This window comes from Paenarthrobacter sp. YIM B13468, from assembly GCF_042788025.1.
Classification (GTDB): domain Bacteria; phylum Actinomycetota; class Actinomycetes; order Actinomycetales; family Micrococcaceae; genus Arthrobacter; species Arthrobacter aromaticivorans.
Map to the genome: position 1 here is coordinate 13,924 of NZ_JBHZPI010000007.1, position 12,411 is coordinate 26,334.

Genomic DNA, 12,411 nt, shown 5'->3' on the forward strand with positions numbered 1-12,411 from the left:
GAGCGCCCCTTGACTGTCGTATCAACTCCCGCCTCACTGCAGCAGTCCGTGGTTCCTGCCATGGACAGTGCGGAGGTGCTGCGGATCCGGAACGACTTCCCGGTCCTGGACCAACTGGTCAACGGAAAGCCGTTGATCTATCTCGATTCCGGGGCCACGTCGCAGAACCCTTTGAGCGTGATAGAGGCCGAGCAGGAGTTCTACGAGCAACGCAATGCCGCGGTACACCGTGGCGCGCACCAGCTTGCGGTGAGCGCGACTGAGGTTTTCGAGGACGCCCGCCAAACTGTCGCGGACTTTATTGGTGCCCAGTACGAGGAAACCGTGTGGACGTCCAACGCCACGGAGGGCCTGAACCTCATCAGCTATGCGTTGTCCAACGCCGCTTTGTGGGCTGCACAGGGCCGGGGCAGTTCGGCGTTGAAGGAGCTGGCCATCGGCCCCGGGGACGAAATCGTGGTCACGGAGATGGAGCATCACGCCAACCTGATCCCCTGGCAGGAGCTCGCTTTCCGGACCGGAGCCACACTCAAGTACATTCCCATCACCGATGCTGGCAGCCTTCGCCTGGACGCCGCGGAAGAGATCGTGGGGGAGCGGACCCGCTTGCTGGCTTTCACCCACGCCTCCAACGTCCTGGGAACCATCAACCCGGTTGCCGAACTCGTGGCTCTCGCCCGACGCGTGGGTGCGTTGGTGGTCCTGGATGCTTGCCAATCAGTGCCTCACATGCCCATTGACGTCAAGGACCTGGACGTCGACTTCGCGGTATTCTCGGGCCATAAGATGCTCGCTCCCACGGGCGTCGGCGTCCTGTACGGCAAGCAGGAACTCCTGGACGTCCTCCCGCCATTCCTCACCGGTGGCTCCATGATCACCACGGTCACTATGGAACGCGCCGAATACTTGCCTGCTCCACAGCGCTTCGAAGCCGGGACCCAGCGCATCTCCCAGGCGGTTGCCCTTGCCACAGCCATTAACTATCTGTCCGAAACCGGGATCGACCGCATCCATGCGTGGGAAGCCACGTTGGGTCAGCGACTGGTTAAGGGACTTGAGGGCATCGACGGCATCCGCGTGGTGGGTCCTGCTTCCGGTGCGGAACGCATCGGACTGGCCGCGTTCGACGTCGCCGGTGTCCATGCCCACGACGTCGGCCAGTTCCTTGACGAACGCGGCATCGCCGTCCGCGTCGGCCACCATTGCGCCCAGCCACTTCACCGCCGCTTGGGGCTGACTGCCACCACTCGGGCAAGTACGTACCTTTACAACACCACGGACGACGTCGACGCCTTCCTTGACGCCGTGTCTGGCGTTCGGGCCTATTTCCAGGCCTGATTCTTGCGGCAGCACCGCAGCCGCTCCCCACAAACTTCCACGAACGGGTAACCAGCACCATGAGTCTTGACCAGCTGTACCAGCAGATCATCCTGGACCACTCCAAGCAGCGGCACGGCAGCGGGCTCGCAGACACGGAAGCCCCAACGGGCACGTCAACCGGGCAATCCCATCAACTCAACCCGGTCTGCGGGGACGAGGTAACGCTCCGTCTGGCTGTTGCCGATGGAACGGTCAAGCAGATCAGCTGGGACGGCGCAGGCTGTTCCATCTCCATGGCGTCGGCCTCAGTGTTGACAGACCTTGGCGAAGGAATGTCGGTCGAAGAACTGCACGCCGTGATCGATAACTTCCGCGAAGTCCTCCGCTCGCGTGGAAAGGTGCAGGCGGATCCAGAGATTCTGGGAGACGCCGCCGCGTTCGAAGGCGTGGCCCGCTACGCCGCCCGGGTCAAATGCGCCATGATTTCGTGGGTTGCTGCAGAGGACGCGCTGAACCAGGCAACGGCCTAGTAGCCCGGGGCTAAGCGCGGTTGAAGACGTCAGGTACGCCGTCGCCGTCGTCGTCTCGCTGTTCTTCCGCCTGAACCAGGCGGTACCGCCGGTTCCGGGCCCGGAGCACGACGGCGGCCAGCAGCGCCGCGGTCAGGGAACCTGCCAGGATGGCCACCTTGGCGTGGTCGTTGTGGGCAGACCCGGTGCCGAAGCTTAGCTCGCCGATCAACAGGGAGACGGTGAATCCGATCCCGGCCAGCAGTGCCAGCCCAAAGAGGTCGATCCACGCAATGCTGGAATCCAGGCTCGCGCGGGTGGTTTTGGTCACCAGGAACGTGGTGCCAAAGACGCCAATGGCCTTGCCCAGTACCAGCGCGGCAACAATTCCCACGGCCACCGGATCAGTGAGCGCGGCCCGCATGCCGTCGAAACCGCCCAGGGCCACTCCTGCAGAGAAAAAGGCGAAGACGGGTACGGCGAATCCGGCCGAGAAGGGGCGCAGCCGGTGTTCGAAGTGTTCAGCGAGACCCTCGGCCGGTTCACCCTTTCTTCCGCTGTTGAAGACAGGAACCGCAAAGCCGAGCAGCACCCCGGCGACGGTGGCGTGGATGCCGGAGGCATGGACGAGGCCCCACGTGGCCACGGCAAGGGGGAGCAGGAAGTACCAACTGCGGATCCGCTTCTGGACCAGGAAGGTGAACAGGGCCAGCGGTACCAACGCGGCCAGGAGCATGAGGGGCTGGATCCCCGTGGAGTAGAAGAAAGCGATGATGCCGATCGCGATGAGGTCGTCCACCACTGCGAGGGTCAGCAGGAAGGTCCGCAGGGCTGCGGGAAGGTGCGTGTTGATCACGGCAAGGACGGCCAAGGCGAAGGCGATGTCCGTTGCCGTGGGGATGGCCCAGCCTTTGAGTGTCTCCGAGGCCGAGCCTAGGTTGAAGAGGACGTAGATCAGCGCGGGGATGAGAACCCCACCAACGGCCGCGGCAACGGGGACAACGGCCCGGGCAGGTTTGCGGAGTTCCCCGGCGACGAACTCCCGTTTGAGTTCAAGGCCTGCGAGGAAGAAGAACACAGCGAGCAGGCCGTCGGAGGCCCAATGCCCGAGGCTCAGCTGCAGGTGCCAGGGCTCATAGCCTATTTTGAGGTCGCGTAATGCGAAGTAACTGTCAGCGGCGGGGGAGTTTGCCCAAATCAGCGCGATGACTGTTGCGCCAAGAAGGAGGGCTCCGCCTACGGTCTCTGTTCGGAGTATCGAGAGGATGCGGCGGTACTCGGGGTAGCTGGAGCGGCTGAAGACGGTGGTGGTCATGGATTGTTTGGCCACGGAGGCTCCTGTGGGTCGAGTGGTCTAAGGGCAGGCATCGCAAAGACACCGCCGACCAGACTTCCCGGCACACCAAGTTCCATTCTACCCAACTAGGTAGCAGTAGAGCGCGTTATGAGGGCTCAAAACGCGCACTACTGCGACCTAGTTGGGCTGGGACGAGCGTCAGGCGACGAGCCCGGCGATCCCGATGGCCGCCGTCGCGAGTCCCAGCACCATGGAAATGGACACCAGGACCACGTGGACTGTGAGGAACCTGGTGGCCTTGCCGGCGGAGTCGCGGGCGCGGGGGTCCTTCATGACGCGCTTCAGGAACTGCGGCCACACAACCAGCGACCATACGCCGGCAACGATCAGGACCCAGCCCAGAATGGCAGGGAGCTGCATGCTAGTGGCTTTCGAGCCAGGCCTGCGCCTGCTGGGACTGGATGTTCAGGGCCTTGCCAACCATCGGCTCAGCAGCATCAGCAATCTTGCCGCCGAGGAACGGAACCGACGAGGACACATTGCCCTCGAGCTCGATGCGGGTGTTCGCGCCTTCAGCAACCAAACGCTGGACGGCGGTGACATCAAGCGGGGCACCGGAGACCTTCAAGGCAATCTTGCTGGCGCGGGAGCCGTCTGCTGCGGGCGCCTCCCACTGCTCGGTCTGCGTGACGGTCAGGCTCTCGCCCACGAACTTGCGGGCGATATCCGGCAAGCGGGTAGTCGGGAGCGTACGAACCGTGGTGGTGCTGAAAGCGCCGGCAGGGTCGCCGTCGATCGTGAACGATTCCAGGGAGCCGCCCACCAGTTCGCTCGTGTGACGCAGGAAGTCTTCGTCGACAAATACGGCCGCTACTCGGTCAACGCTGTGCGGCAGGGTGGTGGATGCACTCAGGGCCATGGGTCCTCCGTGGATATGTTGGTGGTGAAGCTCTTTTAGCTCACAACATCCTACGGGGTGTCCGAGGCCACTCCGGAACCGGCCTGTTGTTCACGTTCATTCGGGGCCGCTTCCTGCTGTGCCTCCTGAAGAGCGGAGGCGGCAGCCGAAATGTTCCGTGCCATCGACGGGAAAATGATCCCGTGGAAGGGGTACACGCCCAGCCAGTAGAACCTGCCCGCCAAACCGCGGGGAAAGAATATGGCGCGCTGCTTGTAAAGGCTCCCGCCGCCGTCGGGCTCCACTGCCAACTCAAGCCATGCACGCCCGGGCGCCCGCATCTCGGCCCGGAGGCGCAGCAAATGTCCGCGGTCTATGGCTTCCACCCGCCACCAGTCCACCACTTCGCCGCTGCCCAGCTTTTTCGGATGCCTCCGGCCGCGCAGCAGCCCGGCGCCACCGGTGAGCTTGTCCAGCCATCCACGCACCCGCCATGCCAGCGGCAGGGAGTACCAGCCGTTCTTGCCACCGATGCCCTCAATGATGGTCCACACATGCTCAGGCTTCGCGTCGCTGTGGAAGGTCCGCTCGTCCAGGAAGACCTTGTAACCGGCCCAATCGGGATCGCTGGGAAGAGGGTCGGCGTCGATTCCGGCATTTGCCCAGGTAGTCTCCACCTGCCCGTCCCGTTCCTTGCCCAAAGCCAAGGCGACGGCACGGCGGTAGGGCGTCAGGCCGCCGTCGGGCTGCGGAATGTAATGATCGACGTCGTGCTCCCGCGACACTGCGTCGTGCTGCAGCGACTGCACCAGCGGCAAGGACATGGACAGCGGAATGGGCGTCACCAGTGCAACCCAAAGGCCGGCGAGCTTGGGCGCCGGAACCGGCAGGGCGATTACCAAACGGCGGGGCAGGCCTCGCTCCACGGCGTACTCGTTCATCATGTCCTTGTACTTCAGGACGTCGCGGGAGCCGATATCGAACGTCCGGTTCAGGCCGTCGGGAAGCGTGGCAGCAGCCACAAGGTAGTGCAGCACATCGCGCACGGCGATGGCTTCGATCCGGTTATTGACCCAGCTGGGTGCCGGCATGACGGGCAGGGTATCGGCCAAGTGGCGGATCATCTCGAACGACGCCGAACCCGAACCGATGACGACTCCCGCCTGGAACACTATGGAATTCACCTCGGATTCAAGGAAGACCCGTCCGACGGTCTCACGGGAACGCATGTGCGTAGAGAGCTCTGCGTTCTCCGGGTGCAGGCCGCCGAGGTAGATAATCCTGTTGACGTAGGCCCGGGTGGCCGCGTCTGCCACGAGTCGCGCCATGGCTTCTTCCTTCGCCTCGAATCCACTGCCCGAAGCCATGGAGTGAACGAGGTAATAGAGCACATCCACACCCTGGAGCGCGTTCTCCAGGCTTCCCGCGTCGGAGAGGGAATCCGTGATGATTTCGACGTCGTCGTGCCATGGAACGTCGGCGATCTTCTGTGGGGAGCGGACCACCACCTTCACGCGGTGGCCAGCCTCGAGAAGCCGAGGGACCAGGCGGCCTCCGATGTAACCGGTGGCGCCCGTGACAAGGACGGTCTTGGATGCCTGGTTTGGCGATGACTGGTTTGGGGATGACTGCAAAGGAACTCCTGGGCTGGAGGGAGGGGTAGGCTGGAATGACCCGGCATTCATTCGAATTTCCGGGCATTTGTGTTGCCTGCCCTTGGACCCACCCTAGGAGTTTCAGCCATGAGCCTCAACGGTCTGCGCCGCGCACTGGCGGAGGACAAGACTTTTGCGCGCGTCCGAACCGAGGCTCAGCGGCCCTTTTCGGCCCGGAGCACGGACTACCAAATCAGCGCCCCTACCGGGATGCGGGCAGTTCTGCTCGCAGAAATGGCCGATGGCCTGGCTGCCCAAGGAACTGAAGCCGGCAGCACGCCTGTTGTGCTGGCGGTTACCGCCACCGGGCGTGAGGCCGAAGACCTGACAGCGGCGCTCGCCTCCTATCTCCCCGCGGACTCCGTGGCCACTTTCCCCAGTTGGGAAACCCTCCCGCACGAGCGCCTCTCACCGCGCTCGGACACCGTGGGCCGAAGGCTCTCCGTCCTGCGCCGCCTGGCCCACCCTGAAACCTCGACGGCGGCACCCTTGCGTGTGGTGGTTGCGCCGGTTCGCGCTGTGGTCCAGCCGATTGTCGCCGGTTTGGGCGACCTCGTCCCCGTCACGCTGCAGGTAGGGCAGGAACGCTCCTTCACCGATGTTGTCCGTGCGCTGTCCGACGCTGCCTATGCCCGGGTTGACATGGTGACGCACCGAGGCGAATTCGCGGTTCGCGGAGGCATCCTGGATGTTTTCCCGCCCACGGAGGACCACCCCATCCGTGTGGAGTTCTTCGGCGATGAGGTTGACCAGATGCGCTGGTTCGCCGTAGCCGATCAGCGCTCGCTGTCTGCACCCGGGATCCACCACCCGACTGAACTGCATGCGCCCCCGTGCCGCGAAATCCTGATCACACCCTCCGTCATGTCCCGTGCAGCCAAGCTCAAAGCCGATATGCCGGCGGCGGCTGACATGCTCGAGAAGATCGCCGGTGGGATCGCCGTTGAAGGCATGGAATCCCTGGCCCCGGTGCTGGTGGATGCCATGGTCCCGTTCGTGGAGCAGCTTCCGGCCGGGTCCCTGAGCGTGGTCATCGAACCGGAAAAAGTACGCACCCGCGCGCACGACCTCGCTGCTACCAACGAAGAGTTCCTGGAAGCCGCTTGGTCAACGGCGTCCGACGGCGGCTCAGCGCCCCTGGATCTGTCCTCCCAGGCGTCCACTGACTTGCACGCTGCGAGCTTCCGTTCTCTGACCGACACCCGATCCGCGGCGTTGGAACACGAGGTCTCCTGGTGGTCCATCACCTCGCTCGCGACTGATGAGGACCTGGTGCTGGACATCGACGTCCTGAACCTCCATGCCCGGGAACCGCGCGGTTACCAGGGCGAGGTCGCGGAAATGCTGGACTTCATTGGCTCCCGCGTCCGGGAGCAATGGCGCCTGGTAGTTGTTACTGATGGTCCGGGACCGGCGCAGCGCCTGGTTGAGCTGTTCCACGACGCCGACATCCCCTGTGCACGCGTGGACTCGCTGGATAAGGATCCGCAGCCAGGCATCATCGAGGTGACCACTGCCGCCGTCGGACGAGGTTTTGTCCTTGACGGCCTCAAACTGGGCCTCTTGACTGAAGCGGACCTGCTGGGGCGGGCCACTGCCAGTTCCACCAAGGATATGCGTCGGATGCCGTCCAAGCGGCGGAATGCCGTGGACCCGTTGCAATTGCACGCAGGCGACTTTGTAGTCCATGAGCAGCATGGAATCGGCCGGTTCGTTGAGCTCATTCAACGCAAGGTGACCGGTACATCGTCTTCGGATACTGGGCTGCGTGAATACTTGGTGCTGGAGTATGCGGCATCCAAGCGCGGCGCTCCGGGGGACCGTTTGTTTGTTCCCACGGACCAGCTGGACCAGGTCACGCGCTACGTCGGCGGGGACACCCCTGCACTGAGCAAGATGGGCGGCGCTGACTGGGCCAGTACCAAGTCCAAGGCCCGCAAGGCCGTCAAGGAGATAGCCGGAGAGCTCATCCGGCTCTACTCGGCCCGGATGGCATCCCGCGGACACGCCTTCGCCCCGGACACCCCGTGGCAGCGCGAGCTCGAGGAAGCGTTCCCGTATGTAGAGACCCCGGACCAGCTGACCACCATCAACGAGGTCAAGGCGGACATGGAGCGGGAAATCCCGATGGACCGCCTGGTTTCCGGCGACGTCGGCTACGGCAAAACCGAGATCGCAGTCCGAGCGGCCTTCAAAGCTGTCCAGGACGGCAAGCAGGTAGCGGTCCTGGTGCCCACCACGCTGTTGGCCCAGCAGCACTATGAGACCTTCACCGAGCGTTTCTCGGGATTCCCGCTGCGCGTAAAGCCCCTTTCGCGGTTCCAAAGCGGCAAGGAAGCCAAAGAAACAGCCGAAGGCGTCAAGAGCGGCGCCGTCGACGTCGTGATCGGTACGCACCGGTTGCTGTCCAAGGACTTTGAGTTCAAGGACCTGGGGTTGGTGATCGTGGATGAAGAGCAGCGCTTTGGTGTGGAACACAAGGAAGCACTGAAGAAAATGCGCACCAACGTGGATGTGCTCGCGATGAGCGCGACGCCGATTCCACGTACCTTGGAAATGTCCCTGACAGGCATTCGTGAGACGTCCACCCTGGCAACCCCGCCGGAGGAACGCCACCCGGTGCTCACCTATGTGGGTCCCTTCACGAACAAGCAGACGTCAGCCGCAATCCGCCGTGAGCTGATGCGCGAGGGGCAGGTGTTCTTCGTGCATAACCGTGTTTCCTCGATTGAACGAATTGCAGCGCAGATCCGCGAGCTGGTTCCGGAGGCCAGGGTTGAAGTGGCGCATGGGCAGATGTCCGAGAGCCGCCTCGAGAAGATCATTGTGGACTTCTGGGAGAAACGGTTCGACGTTTTGGTCTGCACCACCATCATTGAGACCGGGCTGGACATCTCCAATGCCAACACCCTGATTGTTGACGGCGCCGACAAGTACGGACTTTCGCAGCTCCACCAGCTCCGTGGCCGTGTTGGTCGTGGCCGTGAACGTGCCTACGCCTACTTCCTCTATCCCTCGGAAAAGCCCCTGGGCGAGGTAGCCCTGGAGCGACTCAAGGCCGTGGCGGCTCACAACGAGCTCGGCGCCGGTATGCAGTTGGCTATGAAAGACCTCGAAATACGTGGTGCGGGCAATCTGCTCGGCGGGGAGCAGTCCGGCCATATCCAGGGAGTGGGCTTCGACCTTTACATCCGGCTCGTAGGCGAGGCTGTTGCCGAGTACCGCGGCGAGGCCGAGGAAAAGGCAGCCGAGATGAAGATCGAACTGCCCGTCAACGCCCACTTGCCGCACGATTATGTGCCCGGTGAGAGGCTGCGTCTGGAGGCCTACCGGAAGTTGGCGGCTGCTGTGACCAACGAGGCCATCGATGAGGTCCTCGCCGAACTCGTGGACCGCTATGGTGAGCCGCCCTTGCCGGCACAGAACCTCATCGCAGTGGCCCGCTTCCGGGTGGGGGCCCGCGAAGCCGGCCTGTCCGACGTCGCGCTCCAAGGAAACTTCATCCGCTTCTCGCCGGCGCAATTGCCCGAGTCCAAAACCATGCGCCTGAACCGCATGTACCCGGGTTCCCAGGTCAAGCCTGCTCTGGATGCCGTGCTGATTCCCAAACCGAAAACGGCCAGGATCGGCGGCCGTGATCTCCAGGACGCAGAGATCCTCCAGTGGGCCAACAACGTGATCGAAGCGATCTTCTCAGACGTACCCGTAAAGGCAGGCTAACCGAATGATGGGAGGACACCACGCCGCGTCAGGAGCCGCGGCGTGGATAGCTATTGCCTCGACCGGTCCCTACGCCCTGGGCTGGTACCCGCTGGACTCAACTGGCATCCTCATCGGGGCCATGGCGACGGCGGGCACAGCCTTGGTGTGCGACTGGGACCACCGGCACAGCACCATAGCGAATTCGCTGCCGCCGCTGTCCAATGTGATTGCGGTGGGCATTGAGAAAGCCAGCGGCGGCCACCGGCAAGGGACCCACTCTCTGTTGGGAGCCTCGGCCTTTGTAGTGCTGGCGGCCATGGCAGCACAATTTCAGATGGTTACACCGGCAGGGAAGCTCTCCGTTGGCGCTGGTTTGCTGTGCATGTTCATGATCAACCTGGCAGCCAAGGCTTTGAACCTGTTTCCGAAGTCGGGCTGGATTACCAACTGGCTGTTCGCCGTGGTGATGGCTGGCCTGGTGACCTGGTTTGCACCGGATCAATGGGGTTGGTTGCCGCTGTCAATGCTGACGGGCGTCGTGGTCCACATTGTCGGGGACATGATTACCGTAGGCGGCGTACCGTTGCTGTGGCCGATCGTTATCAAGCCACCTAAATTCCTGCGGAAATCTCTGATCAGCGGCATCTGGCGGGCCAACGGAGCCTTTTCGATTCCGCTGCTGGGAAGGGCCGGATCACGACGCGAGTGGCTGGTGCTGATTCCTGTCAGCGGATACGCCATGGTGGGCATGGGCGCGGCGGGCTGGGCTCTCGCTGGGCAGCACTGGCCGGCTATTTTCTCTGCGCTGGGCGGGATGCTGCAGCTGCCCTAGCCGGCCGCGCATCGGCTCCGCCAAAAAGTACGGCTGCCAACCAACAAGAATGGCCCGGGCATTCGCCCGGGCCATGTCATGTTGCGTGAAGTCTAGCTTTCGCCAGCGGAGTCCGAGCGGCCAAGGATGGTCTGCGGAATCCAGAATGCGAGGGCGAACAGGCCCAGGCAGACGGCCATCGGCCACGGGTTGTCCAGGGTGAGGAAGGACAGGGAGTAGATGGCGCCCAGGAAGAGCACGATCACAACCAGGAACAGGACGATGCTTGCGCCGAGGTTGTTCTCTTTTTCAATTGGGGCGCTTGTTGCGTTCTTGGACATTCATTCCTCCTCGGCCCCGCAGGGCTCAAAATCTGTGGCGGTTGCGGATGCCTCAGTAATCCGATGAACCCTGTTCACCTTTGACAATGGCTATTCCGGAACTCGCTCCGATACGTGTTGCACCAGCAGCAATCATAGCCTGTGCGTCAGCCAGGGACCGCACTCCGCCAGACGCTTTGACGCCAACATCGGGCCCAACGGTCTTGCGCATCAAGGCAACGTCTTCAACAGTTGCTCCGCCGCCGTTGAATCCAGTGGAGGTCTTGACGAAGTCAGCCCCTGCCTCCACGGCGGCTTCGCAGGCGATGACCTTCTGTTCATCGGTCAGCATGGACGTCTCGATGATGACCTTCAGTATCGCTTCGCCGGCGTGGACAGCTTCGGCGACGGCGGTGATGTCATCCACCAAAGCACCCTTGTCATTCGCGCGGGCGGCAGCCATGTTGATCACCATGTCAATCTCATCAGCGCCGTCCAACACGGCACCGCGCGCTTCGAACGCCTTGACGTCGCTGGGCGTGGCGCCCATTGGGAACCCAATGACCGAGCAGGTCAGTACTCCGGATCCTTTGAGGGCCTTCGTGACGGTCTTGACCCAGATCGGATTGACGCAGACGGACTTGAATTTGTACTCGACGGCCTCGGCGCACACCTTCAAAACCTCGGCCTCGCTGGCCTCCGGCTTCAACAGTGTGTGGTCGATGTACGAGGCGATGCTTGCAGGCGCGACGGCTTCTTTGCTCATGGGATCCTTCCGTGCCGGGCGTGGCCGGCCCGATGGCCGCAGGGTTGTCACTGCCCGTCAAAGGACCATCTTGCCACATGGTCCGATTGCCAGGCCGGTTGTCCACAGAGGCACGTGGAGGGGGCAGCTAGGCCGCCATTGCGGGCTGCTGGTTGCCGCCCCATGCACCTAATAGCATCCCTGAGGCACACAGCATCGCGGAGGACTCGGCGGAGAGGAGAAGGCCCAGTCGGAGACCATCGCAGGAAGCGGCGTCGCCGATCGCCCAGATGCCCGGCACGGAGGTGGCGAGGTCGCGCCCTACTGCGATGCCGCCGTCGGACGCAATCAGGAGACCAGCGCTTTCGGCGAGTTCGCTGCGCGCTATACGTTCCTCGGCGAGGACCACAAGATCGCCGTTCATGCTGCTGCCGTCCTCGAAAACGATGCCGGTCCCGGCCAGGACGGAAGCTGGTATGCCGGCGCCGGCGACGGAAGCAATGACTGCGGCAGGGCGGAGGGTGGTGCGGACGGGACGGACCCCGCGGGCCCGGAGTACGGCCTCTGCCTGGCCCGCTGCGGGACCATTGCCCACGAGGATGCCCAACGGCCGCCGGCCAACGATTTTTGTAACGTCCTTGACCGCTTCACCGATGTTCGCGGCGTCATCGATGGTGGAGTAACTCAGGCCCGCTTCGGCGCCCGCGACCGGCGGGAGGCTTGGAGCTGAACCCGTAGCGATCACCAGCTGGTCGTATGAGAACTCCATGCCGTCCACGGTGGTGACGATCTTCGCTTCGGTGTCAATGAAACTTGCGGCCTGCCCGAACCGGACCGAGACCTGCGGCAGTTCGGCCAGTTCCAACAGCGCCTCGGGGCATACGTCGCGATTGCTGAGCACGGTAATGGTGCCATCGAACGGGCGTTGCCGGGAACCTGAGCCGCTGCCCGCCAGCCGCCGCACCAAAGCCTGGGCTGCTGGACCTGCGCCTGCAATGACAACGTGAACGGGTGTGGAGGACATGTTTGGCCCTTTCGCTGGCGTGACCTGTTGATCATCAGCGTAGGATGCCGGTTTTTCGCGGGTGTTTCCCTCTTGTTGCCATCTTTTGCAGATCCGTAGTGCGCTGTTTACCCGCCGGTAATAATGTGGA

General features: G+C 63.2%; 11 protein-coding genes. 4 read left to right on the top strand and 7 right to left on the bottom strand.

Translation table 11 applies throughout. From position 1 onward, the window contains the following. Positions 1–9 precede the first annotated feature (9 nt). Entirely contained in the window at positions 10–1,338 is a 1,329-nt protein-coding gene (locus ACFX4T_RS08535; protein ID WP_377651458.1) for a cysteine desulfurase, read from the top strand. 59 nt (positions 1,339–1,397) lie between these two features. Then, entirely contained in the window at positions 1,398–1,850 is a 453-nt protein-coding gene (gene sufU / locus ACFX4T_RS08540; protein ID WP_223936373.1) for a Fe-S cluster assembly sulfur transfer protein SufU, read from the top strand. Positions 1,851–1,860: 10 nt separating this feature from the next. On the opposite strand, the gene nhaA is transcribed toward sufU, so the two are convergent. The 4 genes from nhaA to ACFX4T_RS08560 all read right to left on the bottom strand — a co-directional run bounded on the left by nhaA (position 1,861) and on the right by ACFX4T_RS08560 (position 5,709). Next, positions 1,861–3,144, bottom strand: coding sequence for a Na+/H+ antiporter NhaA (gene nhaA, locus ACFX4T_RS08545; RefSeq protein ID WP_377651557.1), 1,284 nt, complete (start codon positions 3,142–3,144; stop codon positions 1,861–1,863). Positions 3,145–3,324: 180 nt separating this feature from the next. Next, positions 3,325–3,546 carry an SCO4848 family membrane protein gene (locus ACFX4T_RS08550; protein ID WP_216926889.1) on the bottom strand — a complete coding sequence of 74 codons (222 nt, stop codon included), beginning with the start codon at positions 3,544–3,546 and terminating at the stop codon, positions 3,325–3,327. 1 nt (position 3,547) lies between these two features. Further along, positions 3,548–4,045 (bottom strand): DUF2505 domain-containing protein, encoded by a 498-nt coding sequence (locus ACFX4T_RS08555; RefSeq protein ID WP_216926890.1) that lies wholly within the window; start codon positions 4,043–4,045, stop codon positions 3,548–3,550. Between the two features lie 50 nt (positions 4,046–4,095). Then, positions 4,096–5,709: an SDR family oxidoreductase gene (locus ACFX4T_RS08560; protein WP_223948418.1), complete on the bottom strand. Its 1,614-nt coding sequence runs from the start codon at positions 5,707–5,709 to the stop codon at positions 4,096–4,098. Between the two features lie 57 nt (positions 5,710–5,766). Between ACFX4T_RS08560 and mfd the strand changes: the two genes are divergently transcribed. Then, positions 5,767–9,399: a transcription-repair coupling factor gene (gene mfd / locus ACFX4T_RS08565; RefSeq protein WP_377651459.1), complete on the top strand. Its 3,633-nt coding sequence runs from the start codon at positions 5,767–5,769 to the stop codon at positions 9,397–9,399. Between the two features lie 4 nt (positions 9,400–9,403). After that, on the top strand, positions 9,404–10,213 hold the full coding sequence (locus tag ACFX4T_RS08570) for a metal-dependent hydrolase (RefSeq protein ID WP_216926893.1): 810 nt from the start codon (positions 9,404–9,406) through the stop codon (positions 10,211–10,213). A 92-nt stretch (positions 10,214–10,305) separates the two neighbouring features. On the opposite strand, the gene ACFX4T_RS08575 is transcribed toward ACFX4T_RS08570, so the two are convergent. From ACFX4T_RS08575 to ACFX4T_RS08585, 3 genes are all read right to left on the bottom strand, one after another. After that, positions 10,306–10,533: a hypothetical protein gene (locus ACFX4T_RS08575; protein ID WP_216926894.1), complete on the bottom strand. Its 228-nt coding sequence runs from the start codon at positions 10,531–10,533 to the stop codon at positions 10,306–10,308. A gap of 52 nt (positions 10,534–10,585) precedes the next feature. Next, positions 10,586–11,278 carry a deoxyribose-phosphate aldolase gene (deoC, locus tag ACFX4T_RS08580; protein ID WP_377651460.1) on the bottom strand — a complete coding sequence of 231 codons (693 nt, stop codon included), beginning with the start codon at positions 11,276–11,278 and terminating at the stop codon, positions 10,586–10,588. A gap of 127 nt (positions 11,279–11,405) precedes the next feature. After that, the gene (locus tag ACFX4T_RS08585; protein WP_377651461.1) at positions 11,406–12,281 is read right to left on the bottom strand and encodes an FAD-dependent oxidoreductase; all 876 of its coding nucleotides are present in this window, start codon (positions 12,279–12,281) and stop codon (positions 11,406–11,408) included. Between the last annotated feature and the right edge of the window lie 130 nt (positions 12,282–12,411).